At 43.8% G+C, this 17,252-nt stretch carries 12 protein-coding genes and 1 pseudogene; all 13 read left to right on the top strand.

Annotated features, from left to right (window positions below; all coding sequences use genetic code 11):
- Window positions 1–208 precede the first annotated feature (208 nt).
- Window positions 209–3,301 (top strand): TonB-dependent receptor, encoded by a 3,093-nt coding sequence (locus tag NMK93_RS18045; RefSeq protein ID WP_254528782.1) that lies wholly within the window; start codon window positions 209–211, stop codon window positions 3,299–3,301.
- Between the two features lie 29 nt (window positions 3,302–3,330).
- The gene (locus NMK93_RS18040) at window positions 3,331–4,968 is read left to right on the top strand and encodes a RagB/SusD family nutrient uptake outer membrane protein (RefSeq protein WP_254528784.1); all 1,638 of its coding nucleotides are present in this window, start codon (window positions 3,331–3,333) and stop codon (window positions 4,966–4,968) included.
- A gap of 47 nt (window positions 4,969–5,015) precedes the next feature.
- A complete protein-coding gene (locus tag NMK93_RS18035; protein WP_254528786.1) occupies window positions 5,016–7,853 on the top strand; it encodes a hypothetical protein in 2,838 nt (945 codons plus the stop codon).
- A 28-nt stretch (window positions 7,854–7,881) separates the two neighbouring features.
- Window positions 7,882–9,264: a glycosyl hydrolase gene (locus NMK93_RS18030; protein WP_254528788.1), complete on the top strand. Its 1,383-nt coding sequence runs from the start codon at window positions 7,882–7,884 to the stop codon at window positions 9,262–9,264.
- Between the two features lie 29 nt (window positions 9,265–9,293).
- Window positions 9,294–10,157, top strand: coding sequence for an amidohydrolase family protein (locus NMK93_RS18025; protein ID WP_254528790.1), 864 nt, complete (start codon window positions 9,294–9,296; stop codon window positions 10,155–10,157).
- Window positions 10,154–11,161, top strand: coding sequence for a zinc-binding dehydrogenase (locus NMK93_RS18020; protein WP_368389979.1), 1,008 nt, complete (start codon window positions 10,154–10,156; stop codon window positions 11,159–11,161). Before NMK93_RS18025 ends, NMK93_RS18020 begins: the two co-directional genes overlap by 4 nt.
- The gene (locus tag NMK93_RS18015) at window positions 11,158–12,309 is read left to right on the top strand and encodes a mandelate racemase/muconate lactonizing enzyme family protein (protein ID WP_254528792.1); all 1,152 of its coding nucleotides are present in this window, start codon (window positions 11,158–11,160) and stop codon (window positions 12,307–12,309) included. The genes NMK93_RS18020 and NMK93_RS18015 overlap by 4 nt, the downstream gene beginning before the upstream one ends.
- Window positions 12,310–12,319: 10 nt before the next feature.
- Complete coding sequence (locus tag NMK93_RS18010) at window positions 12,320–13,075, top strand: MBL fold metallo-hydrolase (protein WP_254528794.1); 756 nt, start codon at window positions 12,320–12,322, stop codon at window positions 13,073–13,075.
- Window positions 13,076–13,136: 61 nt separating this feature from the next.
- Entirely contained in the window at window positions 13,137–13,817 is a 681-nt protein-coding gene (locus tag NMK93_RS18005; RefSeq protein ID WP_254528796.1) for an RraA family protein, read from the top strand.
- Between the two features lie 12 nt (window positions 13,818–13,829).
- Window positions 13,830–14,537 carry a PIG-L deacetylase family protein gene (locus NMK93_RS18000; protein WP_254528798.1) on the top strand — a complete coding sequence of 236 codons (708 nt, stop codon included), beginning with the start codon at window positions 13,830–13,832 and terminating at the stop codon, window positions 14,535–14,537.
- 35 nt (window positions 14,538–14,572) lie between these two features.
- Window positions 14,573–15,346, top strand: coding sequence for a hypothetical protein (locus tag NMK93_RS17995; RefSeq protein ID WP_254528800.1), 774 nt, complete (start codon window positions 14,573–14,575; stop codon window positions 15,344–15,346).
- Window positions 15,347–15,359: 13 nt separating this feature from the next.
- Complete coding sequence (locus tag NMK93_RS17990; protein WP_302328334.1) at window positions 15,360–16,964, top strand: SLC5 family protein; 1,605 nt, start codon at window positions 15,360–15,362, stop codon at window positions 16,962–16,964.
- A pseudogene (gene ybeY / locus NMK93_RS17985) lies at window positions 16,958–17,239 on the top strand (rRNA maturation RNase YbeY); the annotation flags it as partial. The gene NMK93_RS17990 and the pseudogene ybeY, both read left to right, overlap by 7 nt.
- Window positions 17,240–17,252: the final 13 nt, after the last annotated feature.

Genomic DNA, 17,252 nt, shown 5'->3' with positions numbered 1-17,252 from the left:
AAGCTAACAATCCATCAAAATTATTGCAAAATCTAGAGAATGTCAAATCCCTGACCATATTCAGAATTACAAAATAGGATAATGTTTAAACAAGATTGTGTAATATATAGGCAAATGTTCCAAATATATTTGTGTTGAGGAATCTGGAACCATAGGATATCCCAGATTTATATTTTTAAATTTCACCACTCAAACCAATAACTTTATTATGAAATTAAAATACTTGCTTCTAGTCAATTCCAGGAAGATATTCCTGTTGTTGCTTTTTGTTTCCTTTTTGATTTCCAATGTTTCTGCTCAGAAGAAGTTGTCGATCAGAGGACAAGTTACCGATGGAAAAACTCCCTTGGTCAGCGCCTCAGTAATTATTCTGGAAACCCAGCAGGGCACCAGTACAGATTCAAAGGGCGAATTCGCTCTAGAGGTGGCAATAGGCCAGACATTAAAGGTCTCATACACTGGGATGGAGGAAATTACCGTACAGGTGATTACCCAGGAATTTTTGAGCATCGTGCTCAAAGACTCCCAAAGCGGAATCGATGAGGTCGTAGTCGTAGGATACGGAACACAGAAGAAGACGTCTGTAACTGCGGCCGTGTCAACAATGAAGGGGGAAGAAATTTCTTCAGTTCCGATTTCTAACCTAAGCAACGGTCTGGGTGGGAGATTGGCAGGGGTGATGGTCAAACAAGGATCTGGAGAACCTGGGAGGGATGGTTCAAATATATTCATTCGTGGTATCTCCTCCACGGGAACTAGTCAGCCATTGATTATTGTAGATGGGATACCACGCAGTTTTCAGCAGCTGGATCCAAATTCCATTGAATCCTTTTCGATTTTAAAGGATGCCGCTGCTGTGGCGCCTTATGGAGTGGCAGGGGCGAATGGTGTTATTTTGGTGACAACAAAAAAAGGTAAAATGGGAGCCCCGACCATGAGCTATAATGGCTGGGTTGGTTTTCAGAACCCTGTCGTTCTACCAGATTTCGTGAACTCTTTCCAATATGCTACCCTAAGAAATGCAGCCGCTAAGAATGAGGGACTTGTTGAACCTTACTCTGAATCTGATTTGCAGAAGTTCCAGGACGGCTCAGATCCTGATGCTTTCCCTACATTTAAGAATATATGGGGCGACCTGACCAACCCCAATGCTATACTGACCAATCATAATCTGGAGATTACAGGAGGTGCCGAGCGTGTAAAATATTACGCTTCCCTGGGGTATCAGTTTCAAGAAGGGATGTGGCCTACAACCAATACCGAGAGATTTAACCTAGCGATTAACTTAGAGGCTCATGTAACGAGCAGCACAACAGCTACTTTTACGCTCAATGGGCGAAAGCAAAATGATTTATATCCTCCGGTTTCAACGGGCCGGATATTCGAGCTAATCGGATATCTGCACCCTTTGTATGGCCCACTCCGCTTCAGTAACGGTTTGCCAGGTACATTTGTGACCGGTAGCCTTTTTGAAAGTGGTTACCAGAAACTAAATACGACCTCACTGTACTCCCAACTGTCCATTGAACAGAAGATAAACTTTGTCCCAGGACTGAAATTCAAGGGAACAGTTGCATATGACCCTTCTTTTATCTCCAACAAAACATGGTTGCTCCCGGTCCATAAGGCGAGCCTAGATAAGTCCCAAACTCCGTACGTGATTAACGATGGAATCTGGGGTCAGACCAAACCCTCGCTCCGCCATGCGACGGACCATAGTGCGCAACTTACTTACCAGGCTGGCTTGAACTATGACCGTGCCTTTGGCAAACATAACATCAATGTTTTGGGATTGTTTGAAGCTAAAAGCAATGACCTGGTAAGTTTGATGGCAGAGCGCAGAAACTTCAACTTGACAATAGACGAACTGAACATGGGCAGTTCTAGCCAGGCAGATATGAGTACCGGAGGTGCTTCAAGTGCCTCCCGGCAGATGGGGTTGGTTTACCGTGTTGCCTATGATTATGCACAAAAGTATTTATTGGAAGCAAGCGGTAGATATGACGGAAGTTATTTTTTCGCTCCAGAACAGAGGTTTGGGTTCTTTCCTGCTTTCTCTGCAGGATGGCGTCTGTCCGAGGAAAACTTCCTGAAGAATAAGGTTTCCTGGTTAGATAACCTTAAGATACGAGGTTCCTATGGTGAGGTTGGTGCCTTGGCCGGTAGTCCGTTCCAATACATGAGCACCTATAGTGTGCTTGGTACAAATTATGTCTTGGGGAACAGTGCTGTACAGGGAATCAGGGAAAAAGCTGAGCCAAACCCAAATATTACCTGGGAGAGGGCCAAGAAAACTGATGTTGGGTTGGAAGCAAATCTATGGAAAGGTCTCCTGAATCTAGAAATTGATTATTTCTATGAGAAAAGGTCAAATATGCTCATGAATCCAGATGTTATCGTTCCGGCTGAATATGGTATTGGCCTAAGCCAAGTAAACGCCGGAATCATGGATAACCGAGGGTTTGACATAACGGCTAGCTCGAGCTATAGTTTTTCTGATGACCTGAGAGTCTCTTTAGGAGCAAATCTAACATATGCGAAAAACAAGTTAATCCAGGTTTTTGAGACCCCTACAACTCTCAATAACCCTAATCGACGCCTTACCGGTAGACCCTTAGGAACCCAATTTGGATTCAATGCCCTGGGGTATTTTCAGCAAAGTGACTTTGATGGCAACGGAAATCTGAACCCTGGAATCGCAATACAACCTTGGGGCGCAGTCCAGCCTGGGGACATTCGGTATGAGGACATTAACAGTGATGGAAAGATCAACGATGACGATATTACCGTAATCGGGGAACCAACTGCCTCACCACAAATCATCTATGGCTTTTCACCAAGCGTACAATATAAATCTTTTGCCCTCGAACTGCTGTTCCAAGGAGCTGGTAAGACTGATTGGTACTATCACCCATCATCTATTATGCCTTTCTGGGACACAATGCTCCCATATGTACAGAACTTTGATTACTGGACACCGGAAAACACCGATGCATCAAACCCGCGCCTTACATCCGCTCCAACAGTAAATAACTCCCAAACATCTTCTTTCTGGATGGGAGATGCCAGTTACCTGAGACTGAAGAACGCTACGATTTCCTATAGCCTTCCTTCCCAAGTCCTAGAGAAAGTAAAGATGCAGAACATTCGGGTTTTCTTATCGGGTCAGAACCTACTGACATGGACAAATCTGGTGAACTATGATCCGGAAATAGGTCCAAATAATTCATGGATTCCAAATGGGAGTTGGGGATACCCCAACCAAAGAACGTTTTCACTGGGCCTCAACATTACATTTTAATAACGATAAATATATTCAAAATGAACTATATGTTAAAAATATCGCAAAAGGCATTGTTACTCATATTTATCACTTGTAGCTTAGTTTCATGTACAAAATATCTAGAGGTAACACCCAAAGACCAGGTATCCGATGGTACGCTCTGGTCGACCAGCTCAAATGCCGATCTATTCCTCAACAATATCTATGCGTCCATACCAAGCCTGGATATTGGAGATCCCTGGGAAAATTTCTCAGACAACTCGATCAATGGACAGGCAGGGCGTGTCAGTACGAACATCTATGGTCCTTCCATCTATACCCCGAGCAATGCGCCGAGTCAATGGGGCCAATATGCCAATATCCGTAAGTGCAACTTGTTCATTGCACGGGTAAGTGCTTCGGCCCTTCCAGAGGATTGGAAAAAGACAAGATTAGCTGAGGCACGTTTCCTGAGAGCTTACTTTTATTCGCTATTGTGGATGTATCATGGCGGAGTACCTATCATTATCGATGTACTTAACCAAAATGAACAGGGAGAGGATGTGTTCAGGGCACGAAATACTGCTGAGCAAACGGTTGAATTTATATTAAAGGAACTTACCGAGGCTGAAAAAGACCTGCTTCCAACTGCTGAATCGGGCAGGGCAACAAAAGGGGCAGCACTTACGCTGAAGGGGTCCTGTGAATTGTTTAAGGCAGGAGCTCTATACAATCCTTCAAACGATAAAGCGAAATGGGCAGCATCAGCGGCAACATTCAAAAAAGTGATGTCGCTCAATTACCGATTGTTCCCCGACTATGGTACTCTGTTCCTAGAGCAAAACAATAACAATGTGGAAGTAATCTTTAGCCGACAGCACATGGGGGGTACTTCATTGGCAAACTATATTGCGCAGACGGGACCCCGTTTTGTTAGGGGGAGTCTAACGGGCTGGGGACACGTAGGACCAACTCAGGAATTGGTTGATTCCTATTCCATGGCAAATGGACTCCCAATCACGGACCCAGCCTCAGGATATAATCCTCAAAATCCTTATGTAAACCGGGAAAAGAGATTCTATCAAACCATTGTTTACGATGGGTCTCAATGGCTTGGCGACATTATGGTAATGAAACAGGGGGTGGGGAGCCTGAACGCAACAGACTTGAACAACAGCAGTATTTCAACTAGGACAGGCTACTATGCCAAAAAACTAGTAGACCCCAAATATCCCGGTGCTATGGACAATGCCAACAGTGCAAATTGGATTATCTTTAGGTACGCTGAGGTTCTATTGAGCTATGCGGAAGCCCAAAATGAAGCGGTAGGCCCTGATATATCGGTTTACGAGGCCATCAATGAGGTAAGGAAAAGGTCCGAATTGCCGGATTTGCCAAAAGGTTTGAATCAGGCACAGATGCGGGCAGCGATCCACCGTGAGAGAAGGGTGGAACTGGCCTTTGAAGAAAAGCGCCTGCCTGACCTGCTCCGCTTGAAGCTTGCTCATGTCAACTTAAACGGCCCACTACACGCCATGAAGATTGAACAGAAAGGAGGAAAATGGGTCTATGAGGTCGTGCCAGCTGGTGGAGGGCAAAGAAAGTTCTATCCCGAAAAGAATTATTTGTTGCCGATTCCACAATCGGCGAGGGATAAGAACCCTAATTTGGAACAGAATCCAAATTACGATATGATATTTCAATGATAAAATTGGACATATAGATAAATTGTACAGTAGATAATAGAATAGAAATGATTAGAAAAAAAAGGGTGCGTTTGTTCGGTAAGATATTTATTTGTTTTGCAGGTATTCTGATCTTCAATGATGCCGTATTTGCTCAGCAGGAACAGAAAATCCAACACGTCAAAATTAAAATTTCATTTGGATTGAAGAACTCAGAAAGGGCAGTCCGAACGGTTTCGTTGATCAAAGGTTCTGAAGGCATGGAAATCAGCAAGCTCCAAGGAAAGAACTTGGAAAATGGTGAAAAAGTCAATGCAGCCACAACAGTACTTTATTGCGGAAAGGGGGATGTTGACGAGCTCGTTGCAACAGTAAAATGGCCAAAACCTACCGCTCCATTAAGAGAACTGGCCAAACATAGGGATGGTTATTCTTTAAATGGAGATGCAATGTGGGGATATTTAATGGAAAAAGGTTCTCCCGGCCAATCCGCTAGGCTGAAAGATGATTCCTGGAATAAGCCAGATGCACCAATACTTTCCATCCAATTGAACAAAGAAGGTACAGAGGGTTTTTCTTTAAGCTTGGAGCAATTGCTCAGGCATAGGGCCATGTGGCTACCAGAGCAAGATGTCTATATCACCCTTGCCGATCAACCAATAGATTTTCATTTACACCTGAAAAACCTAAAGGGGTCTCGTATTTTGCATGATGTATCCAAGAACCCCGATGCTACCCTTGAGGAATTCAAGGGTCTATGGCCTGACTTTGGAAATCCACTGGAATGGGACGTTTCATGGCAGACAAAATACATGGGGACCGTTGGGAACCTAACTGTTACAGCTGCCCAGCACGGTTCGGTCTACAAATTTGCGATTGACCGTTGGGCAAACATCAGACCTGATTTTGCTTCCCCCCACCGTTTCCAATTGGATTTTCAGTGGCCTGGAAGTAAATGGAAGAGCCAGAGGGTCGTCGATGGGCTACCTATCGTACTCACTGAACTTGAGCAGGGTGGTCAACTCGCCAAGGTGGAACAATTTGTCAGCACGCTAGATCCAGATGCAAAGGTGTTTAGGGGTGACATTCCGAGCGTATCACTCAGTAAAGTATTTATCACCGGCGATGGCAAGCCAGTCCAGTTCGACCTCAGCTTCACAAATGTGGTTAAGGGTAAAAGGATTGAGCTAAATAACACCTCAGGTGTATGGTCTGTTACTGATACACAAAGCGGCCAGGTTTTGTTGATCGTCGAGGCAGACCAAGGCCTTTCAATCGAGGGGGAAAAGGCTCCTTCAGTGGAAAACGGAGAAAGGGTTTCGTTCTCTGTGAGTGGTAATCTTCCCGCAGGAGTTACGAAAGGGTTTATGGTCAAGCTCCCATCTCCTGGGGTGCAAGGGAATGGTATATCCCTCTTAAAAGACCTAGAGTTCGATCTAGCAAGGAATCGAACGGTTAACTATTGGGAGCAATGGATAGATAGGGGAGCGCATTTTGAGGTTTCCGAGCAAGCAGTGAACGATCTATTTAGAGCCAGTTTATGGCATTCGCTCGTCTTACCACGCCATACCCTGGATAGCTTGGGACTTCCCCATATGGACTTACCGTATGCAAATACTGCCTATGGACAAAAAAATGCTGATTGGCCTATTAATCAAGCTGTCTATGTAGATTATATGATCTATGGTCTACGTGGGTATGAAAATGTAGCTGAACAGGAAATCGCCGCCATGTTCAAATCCCAACAACAGCCCGATGGTCGTATAGGCGGATTTGCAAATTGGGGTGTTTATTCACCAGGCCACCTATATGCTATAGCACAAAATTATCTGCTTTCGGGAAATACCAGTGAATTAGAGAGATTATTACCGAATGCCCTCAAAACCCTAGATTGGTGTATCGCACAAATCGATAAAGCCAACTCAGGAACAAATAAGACCGGTTTAATACTAGCTCCTTTGAACGATCTGACTACCGCCGAAAGGGAATGGGCATTTACCCAGGCATATTTCGTTGCAGGACTGGAATTGTTTGGTAAGGCATTAACCAAATATGGACATCCCAGAGCGCAAGAGGTCTTAGACATATCCTCTAAGATGAAAGCAGATGTTGTCAAGGAGTTTTCAAGAGCCAGTGTTAAGTCACCTATCGTACAGTTAGAGGATGGGACATGGATCAATTACGTACCGGCAGATGCCATGACGTTCCGGCGCCTCATGGATCAATGGTATCCATCTGATGTGGATACAGGCCCTCTGCATCTTTCAAGGTTGGAGGTTTTCGATCCTCACAGCTGGCTTACAACTGCGATGTTAAATGATCATGAGGATAACCTGTTCTTAAAAAATCAGGGGGCTGCAAATGAACCTGTTTATATCCAGCAGGCAAATACATACCTGTTGCGCGATAATCCAAAGGCAGTTATCCGTGCCTTTTACAGCCTAATGGCAAGTGGTTTTGCCCATGGACAGCTTACCTCATTAGAACATCGCTGGGCATGGGGACAATACTATGGTCCGCCAAGTACCGATGGTGCATGGTTTGAGATCTATCGTAAAATGTTGCTCAATGAAATCGGACAGGATACACTGTTCATTGCACAGGCCACACCTAGAAAATGGTTGGAAAAGGATAAAAAAATAACCGTAAAGGATGCACCTACTTATTTTGGACCGGTTTCCTATACCATAATTGGCCTGAATGAGAACCATATCAGCGTAGAGATTGAGTTATCCGAGCGAAATCCACCAAAGGCAATGCTGGTAAGGTTACGGCATCCCCAAGGGTTACCGATACGATCCGTATTGGTCAACGGAGAACCTTGGGAGAATTTCAATGTAAGCAGTGAATATATCCAGTTGGATCAACCTATTGAAAAACAATACGTGATAACCGCTAAATATTGATTCAATAAAAAACTTTAAATACTTAAATATGAGATCATTCTTTTTAATGGCCGTACTTTCATTGCTGCTCTATGCCAGTGCCTGCGGCCAAACTGCAAATATGAAAATAGATTTTTCCAAAGAATTGGGGCCAATGAAAATGGAGCAAATGTCATTAGGCCAGGGGGGATTGACCGAAGAGCCCATGCTCGCTGGCAGAATCGCTGAGATTCGGGCTCTTAACCCTGCGATTATTAGGTTATTTGTAAGTGAATATTATGATGTCCTCCCTCAAAACGGACAATACCATTTTGATACTTTGGACAGTATGGTAAACAACATATTGGAGACAGGAGCAAAGCCATTTATGAGCTTTTGTTTGAAACCTAAGGTATTCTTCCCTGTCATCGACCAAGATATCGTAGAGCCGAATGACTACAAGGCTTGGGAGGAGTTTGTGTATCAGGTCGTAAGGCATTTCGTGGATCGTAAGGTAGGTATACAATTTTGGGAAGTTGGCAATGAGGTAGATATTGGTGAGGATGGAGGGACACCTTATCGCTTTAAACCAGAAAGCTATGCGCGTTATTACAAACATACTACCTCGGCCATTTTAAGAGCTGATCCACAGGCAAAGGTCGGTGGACCTGCACTAGCGTATTATAAATCACCTATCCTGCCCGAATTGATGAAAGTCTGTTCCCAGCAGAAATTACAGCTCGATTTTGTTTCGTTTCATAACTATAACAATGATCCTTCTGCAATAAGGGCGCAGATCGAGTACGTTAAGAACCTATCTCGTCAGTTTACCGGTCTTCAGCCTCAGATTATAATGAACGAGTGGAATATGGATTTGTTTAACCCTCCTTTGGACCCAAGGTTTCAACCATGTTTCATAGCAGAAACCATTTGGCAGATGAAAGATGCAGGATTAGACTGGTCGTGCTATTATCAGATAAAGGACTGGTATGTAAATTACGACACTTTTGCCAAAGTGTTTTCTCCTTCTGGAGCTGCTTTCATGACCCGATGGTGGAATAGACAGGCACAGTTCAGTGGGTTAATAGATTACCAAAACCAACTTCGTCCCGCTTATTATTCTTTTAAACTGATCTCCAGGATGGCTGGAAATAAATTGAAAGTAAATTCGGACCACGAAAAAGTCCATGGTTTTGCTACTTATGACCCCAAGTTAATGATGCATAACATGATGCTGTGGAATTTTTCTGATCAAACGATTGAATTGAAGTTGGACCTCCGCGATCTGCCAAAAGAAATGCGAGTTCGACATATCGTCCTTGACGCAAGCCCAGGTGCAGTTGATGAGAACCAACGTTTACACCCTAATCCCTTCATCAAGCTCGAAAAAGGGAACCAAACATTATCTTTAAGATTAGAACCATGGGCCGTTCACTATTGGTCATTGGAGTGATTTAGGTAAATGATTAAAATATTTAAATTATGATTGTAGATTTACATACACATGTTTTTCGACCGGAGATTGATTTTGGGGTGAACCTTCTTGCAGATTTAAACAGGTGCGGAGTGAACCCAGCAGAATGGGGGGATGTAAAGCAGAGACATCTCGAAACAACAAAAGCTGCAGATGTAGCCGTGGTTTTTGGTCTGCAAGCTTTTAAAACTGGATGGAATATTTCCAACGATATGGTAGCAGAACATGTAGCTCTGGCTTCAAATCGGCTGCTATTCTTTACTTCTATTGACCCTACTCAACCAAATTATATGCAGGAGTTGGAGAGGACACATCAGGATCTGGGTGCAGTAGGAGTAAAAATGGCTCCTCTATACCAGAACATACATCCTACAGACAAACGATGTTTTGAGCTTTACCAATACTGCGTTAAACATAGTCTCCCAATTTTATTTCATGCAGGGACTTCCTTCATTAGCGGTACTTACCTAGATTATTCTCGTCCCATCCATTTTGACGCTGTTGCTGTTAAATTTCCAGATTTGCACATGGTGTTGGCCCATTTGGGACATCCTTGGGAAGGAGAAACAATTGCTGTGATCCGCAGGCATGCTAATGTATTCGCAGATATCTCAGCACTTTACTACAGGCCATGGCAGTTCTATAATTCAATGAGTCTTTTGGTTGAGTATGGAGCACAGGGCAAAGTGCTTTTTGGTTCCGATTTTCCTTTCACCACAACTGCTGATTCGATAGCAAATATACGAAACATGAATTCCATATTGGGGAATAGCAGTTTGCCGAGGATTTCGGACGAGATCATTGAAAGTATTATTCACCGTGATACTTTAAACCTTCTAGGTTTAAATCACCCAACTCCAAATGTACAATGAACATGACTGGAAAGACTATGAGGGCCTTACAGCTCATGGGACTCAATGAACTATGTGAAGTTGAGTTACCCGTACCTATCCCTGCAGCAGATCAGGTTCTGATTAAAACGCAGGCAGCGACTATTTGTACCTCAGATCTGCATGACCTGAAAAGTAACCCATTTGGCATTGTGTATCCGATAACAATGGGTCACGAAGGTGCGGGAATAGTTGTTCAATGTGGATCTGCTGTGGATGATTTTTCACCTGGTGATAGAGTTGCGTCTCATCCCGTGATCCCATGTGGGAACTGCGCAGAGTGCTTAAGGGGATTCGATCACATCTGCTCAAATATGGGACATCTAGGAATCGACAAGGACGGTTGCTTTGCGGAATATTATCTACAGCGAGCAGATCGTGTAAGAAAATTGCCATCAACACTTCCTTTTGATAGAGGTGCGCTGTTGGAACCGGTATCGGTTTGTCTGCAAGCCATTTCCAGGGCAGGAGAGATAAAAGGAAAACGGGTGTTAGTGCTGGGAGATGGACCTTTTGGAAATATCATTTCTCGTTTAGCAAATCGGGCCGGTGCTTCACACGTTATTGTGATCGGTAAGGAGCCATTCAGATTGTCTAGGATTCCGGATGTGGAGATTGCTGGCAACGTCGCGGACAAATCCGTAGATGTTGCTATTCTGGCGGTAAGCGCAAACGGAGCTTTGGAGACCTGCTTAAATGCCCTTCGTCCTCGAGGCAGGTTAGTTGTTTTCAGTAACATTATCGAGCCTGTGAGTCTGAACCTTTTCACCCTTCACGTGTCAGAACTTGAAATTGTCGGAGCATGCAACGACGAGCACAAGATGGATGAAGCTATGGAATGCCTGGCCGATCCAGCATTAGCTATAAATGAAGTCATAACACAGCATATTCCATTTGCAGACTGGAAACAGGCCTTTCGCCTAGTAGCGGAACATCACGATCAAGCCATCAAAGTCGCTCTAACTTTTAATCAATCAAATTTATGAAAATAACAAACGTTGAAGCTTTTATTCTACAATCTCCATATGAAATTAAGTCACCAGAGGGAAGTGATGAAGCACGAGGGGTAAAACACTGTCTACTCATAAAGGTCAGTACCGATGAAGGAATTTCCGGATGGTCGGATGTAGAAACAGCCCCTCATGTTGGGGAGGCTGTGGTCAATGCCCCAGAAAGTGGTGCTGGTGTATTTGAGGGATTAAGGTCTCTTGTCATAGGGGAAGATCCCTTTGAGGTTGAACGTCTCTGGGATAAGATTTACAGAGGAATGATCTATTTTGGTAGGAGGGGGGTAGCCATGCAGGTTTTGTCTGGATTTGATATCGCCTGCCATGATATTATGGGAAAGGCAATAGGAAGGCCGATCCATAAAATCCTGGGCGGTGCTCGAAGGGACAAGGTACGTGCCTATGCTTCCACCTTATTCCGGCCGACTACAGAAGCGATGAAGGAGGCCTGTGAATTTTACTTACAGCAAGGCTTCACGGCCGTGAAATTTGGATGGGGAGTATTTGGACAGAACCCTAAACAAGATATCAAACTAGTCCAGGCCGCTCGGGAATCCTTGGGTCCTGATGTTGAACTCATGGTGGATGCTGGCTGGATGGTTAATCGAAGTGCCTATGATGCCATTGAACTATGCCGCGCCCTAGAACCTTACAATATATTTTGGCTGGAAGACTTTTTAAACCCGGAATCATACGATGGTTATAATAAGGTTAAGTCAGCTGGTGTTAGGACGAGAATTGCCGCAGGAGAACAAGAGGCTACTGGCTGGGGATTTCGAGAATTGATCCAACGTGGTGGTATCGATGTTGTACAACCAGATCTTTCTCGCTGTGGAGGGTTCACTCAGGCTAGAAAAATTGTCTGGGAAGCAGAATATGCGAGTATTGATGTCTGCCCACATGCTTGGTTAACTGACCTATTGACTTCAGCAAGTCTTCACTTGAATGCAGTTCTGACTAAATCACTGTTTTTAGAATATAATGTGAGTGATAACCCAATGTTACGAGAGATTATCGAAAATCCAGTAAAAATGGATTCTGATGGGTATATCGCTGTGCCTAAAGGAGTTGGGTTGGGGGTTGAAATCAATGAAAAGGCAGTTAAGCGTTTCTGTGTCAATTTGTAAGATAGAGATTATGGAATCTATTAAAAATCAGAATCTCTTAGTGAATCAAGCTGCTATATGGTGGCTGGGGCAGGCAGGTTACGTTGCCCGTACAGGAAATTTAACCCTTGCTATAGACCCTTACCTTTCTGATTCTGCGGCACAAGGTGCCCCGGAATTTTCACGACTCTATTCTCCACCCATATTACCAGAAGACCTTGATGTAGATATCTATATCATAACGCATGATCATTTGGATCATTTAGATCCAAGCACCATATCAAAATATCAGAACAAGGACAGTACATTGTTCATTGCGCCAAGGCTTACTGCCAAACGCCTGCCTAATTTAGGCATTAGCAATCGACAAATTATAGTTTTGGATGTAGGGGAAACTTGGTCTAACGGTCAAATCAGGATTACCGGTGTATTTGCCCTGCCTACAGGTATCGATGTACTTGATACAACTGGGTATTTTGTGGAATTTTCCAACGGACGAAATTTCTATCATACCAGCGATACTCAGTATCACCCTTTGGTACTAGCCGCTGCACCAAAGAGCCCTGAAGTCATGCTGGTCCCAATCAATGGTAAATGGGGAAACCTAGGAGCAGAACAAGCTGCAGAGTTTGCAGGAGTACTGCAGCCAAAATATGTTATGCCGAACCACTATGATATGATGACCCTGAATACGGAAAACCCAGAGGTGTTCAAATGGTTCTGTCAGCATAATAATTTGGGAGAGCAATGTATCATCCCCGAAATAATGGTGCCATTTATTTGGTAGTCAGCTAGAAAACGATGGAAATCAATATGAATTAGTTTAATTATAAAAAAACAAAAAAATTATGGAATCAAGAGTAGATTTAATGGTTGATGAAGAAAAATTCAACTGGATTAAGAAAAATCTTTATGTGGCGATTGTATGCGATGTCCTTGACACTTTAGGTTATAGGAACCAAGCAATGCACCAACGGTTGCGGCCATTAGATCCAGATAATAGTGTAATGATTGGTCGGGCAAGAACACTCCGTTGGATGGATACTGATTACATCGACGAGAATCCATATGATCTGGAAATTGAAGCTGTCGATTCCTTGAGGCCTGGGGATGTAGTGGTCCATTCTACTGATTTTGCAGGTACTAACGCTCCTTGGGGTGAATTAATGAGTACCATTGCTAAGCGCAATGGGGCAGTTGGCTGTATTTGCGATAGCCTGATCCGAGATTGTCGCAAGATCATGCAGATGCAGTTTCCTGTATTCCATGGTGGCATCCGGCCGCTTGATAGTTTGGGCAGAGGCAGTGTGATGGCGTATGACGTACCGGTCCGTTGCGGTGATGTTGTTGTAAAGCCGGGCGAGCTGATTTTTTCAGACTTTGACGGAATTGTCGTTATACCCCTAGGATTGGAAAATGAAGTGCTGAACCTAGCGTATGAAAAGGTTTTCAAGGAAGATCAATCCAGAATCGACCTATTGAAAGGCGATTCACTAAGGACAGTGTACAATAAATACGGCGTCTTATAACCTCTAATTGACATGAATATTCTTTGTATTGTAGCCCACCCCGATGACATAGAAATCCTTTGTGCAGGAACGATGGTCCGCTATGCCCAACAGGGGCATCAATTAAACTTTGCCATTTTTACATCCGGGAATATGGGAGATGCTGTGATCGAACCTGGAAAGCTAGCAGAAATACGCGAAAAAGAAGCCCTTGATGCAGCCCAGATCATTGGCGCAAAGGTAATTTGGCCTGGTGTGATGGATGAACATGTTTTCCCGGATGTTGAACAGAGAAGGTTAATGATTGATATCCTTAGAGAAGCAGACCCAGACGTCATTTTTACCCATGCTCCTAATGATTATCATCCCGATCATAGATATGTGAGCCAATTGGTCTTTGATAGTTACTTTCAGAAAGGGCTGCCCCATATTCCAGGCCAAAACCTTGGAGCCTGTCGCTTCGGCCATTCCCAATTGTATTATATGGACAATTTGGGCGGTATCGGTTTTTCGCCAACGGAATATGTAGACATTTCGGATGTGTTTGAGATCAAAAAAGCGATGTTGGCCTGCCATAAGAGCCAATTTGAAGCGATGCAGAATCTTGCGGATACTCAGTTGTTCGATCTGATCGAAGTACAATCCCGTTTTCGTGGAATGGCCGCCGGATGCAAATATGCAGAGGGTTTTACCCGATTGGACGCATTTCAACGAGGTCTGACAAAAAGGATATTACCATGATCCTAGAACAAGGAACCTGGAAAAACTGGGAGGTTGTGACTTGCCGGACAGAGAACATAGAGCTGATTGTTGGTATTTCTCATGGCCCACGTATACTATCTTTGCGCCTTAATGAAGGAGAGAATCTACTTTATGAAGATACGACCAACTTTATGGTGGGTGATTGGCACATGTATGGAGGTCACCGTTTCACTATCGCCCCCGAAATTCCTGAGAGCTATTTTCCAGATAACGAGCCCTGCCAGGTAGTAATCCAGGGAATGGAGCTTTCTATTACTGCTCCTATTAGGCCTTCGGGGCTAGAACTCTCTCTGAAGATTGCCCAGGGTAGGGATACAGAAGGCTTTGATATCACGCATATCCTTACCAACAAGGGAACCAGGGAATGGATTGGTGCTCTTTGGGGAATCACCTGTGTCCCTCGGTCTGCTACGGTAATGGCAAGTTGCTATTCTGGTGAAATGAATTTTTGGCCCGGAACTGACCCTTCAAATTGGTGTCATTCAGACCGGCAAATAACAGTGAAACCAGGTGGATATAGGGGCAAAGCCGGCTGGCACCAAATACCCATCTCATTATCCGCATCACAGCCAGCAGGGGGACTGTGCATTCTAAACAACGAGCATTCCAGGGAGGAGGATTGTGTTGATAATGGTTCAAATACAGAAATTTTCATATGTCCAGAGTATATTGAACTTGAAACCCTGAGTAAACAGCATATCCTCGTTCCTGGACAATCCGCGGAGTTCATTCAAAACTGGAAGGTATACAATCCCTACAGCTCACTGGACTGTATTAACAAATTTTAACTTGTAAAATTCTATGGATAATTTTCATCTTTCCTTTCTAGATATTCTGATTATTGTTGGCGAAACCCTATTGGTAGTTGTCATTGGCTTTATTGCCGCACGTAAGGTAAAACGAACCACGGAAGGTTATTTTCTAGCATCGGGAAATATGCCTTGGTACTTAATTGGAGCTGCTTTTGTGGCAACTAGTGTTTCTAGTGAACAGATCGTCGGAACAATTGGGGCGACCTATAAAGGAGGTATGGCTATAGCGAATTGGGAATGGTGGGCTCTTCCCACATACCTTTTGATGATGGTCTTTTTTATTCCTTTATATCTGCGAAATAAAATCATGACAGTACCAGAACTACTCAACAGAAGGTTTGGCCCACTATGTGGTGGAATTTATAGTTTCGTGATACTTTTTGGGTACCTTTTTGTTTTTTTACCCCCAGTTATTTATGGTGGGAGCCTCACTCTAAGTGAACTTACCGGATGGGACCAAAACTACGTTATGGTCGGAATGGTCCTTGTCACAGCTAGCTATACTTTAATTGGTGGGTTAAGTTCGGTGATGTGGACTGATGCAATTCAATGTGTCATGCTCATTGGTGGTGGAGTTGTATTTTTCTTCATCGCCTTAGATAAGATTCCCGGAGGTTGGGATGCCATGGTAGCTGCTGCGCCAGAGCGTTTTCATCTCTACCAATCTCCTTCAGATCCGGAGGCACCGTTCGCTGGTCTGATTTTAGCCTCTTTTGGTGTATTTTTATTTTATCAGTCTTCAAATCAGGTTATGATCCAGCGAATTCTTTCCGCAAGGAGTACATGGGATGGAATGATGGGACTTATCTTTTCTGGTTTTATCAATATCATTCGTCCCTTAGTTACCTGCTTGATTGGGCTTGTTGTCTATCATTGGCTGGACGTACTGGGTCAGGGCCCTTCATTATTACCAGACAACCAGGATAAGGCTTTTCCACTAGCACTGCATACATTTGCCCCTTCAGGTCTACGTGGTGTAATTTTAGCTGGATTTTTTGCCGCTGTAATGTCGACTATCAGTGCACTTTCCAATTCAATTGCAACAATTTTCTCTTTAGATGTTTACAAAAAAATCATACGGAAAAAGGCATTGGACCGTGAACTAATCATCACAGGACAACTATCTGGCGGAGCAGCCCTGCTGATCTCTTCCCTCATAGCTCCACTGGTGGGTAGCATTGGTCTTTTTAAATATTTTCAGACCGGAGTTACCTATATGGCAACTCCATTTATATCGGTGCTATTGTTGGGCGTTTTTTGGAAAAGGACAAGCAATATAGGGGCAATATCCGGATTAATCGGCGGAGTAGTATTACAATTGTTGCTAGCCGGCTCGTTAGTTGCTTTGCGTATTGATATCCATTGGTTATATGTAGGAGCTATTGCTCAAGCGCTAACCATGATGTTAATTATAGGGGTTTCCCTAGTCACAGAGGGCCCCTCAGAAGAGGTCGTAAAAGCTTATGTTTGGAGACCTTCTTGGGTCCGCGAACTTGAAGGAGGAAATGCACACCGTCCTTGGTATAAAAGCGTTAAGTTTTGGCTCCTTTTATATGCTATTGGTTGGTGCTATATCTACTGGCGATTCTGGTAAAATTGAACAAACAATACCTAGACCATGATACCTTCACTGATATCGTGACCTTTGATTCCTCCGAGGATGAAGACGTAATCGCTGGAGATATTTTTATTTCCGTGGAAAGGACCACCGAAAATGCCAAAAAATTCAATGTCTCCGAGCGCGACGAACTTCATCGCGTTATCATCCATGGCGTACTTCACCTTTGCGGTTATTACGACAAGAAGAAGGAAGATAAAACCCTGATGACAGAAAAAGAGGATTTCTATTTAGCTAAACGCGAGTTCTAGAAATCCTCATCTC

Source organism: Sphingobacterium sp. LZ7M1 (assembly GCF_024296865.1).
Taxonomy (GTDB): domain Bacteria; phylum Bacteroidota; class Bacteroidia; order Sphingobacteriales; family Sphingobacteriaceae; genus Sphingobacterium.
This window is presented reverse-complemented; position numbering and strand designations above follow the sequence as displayed.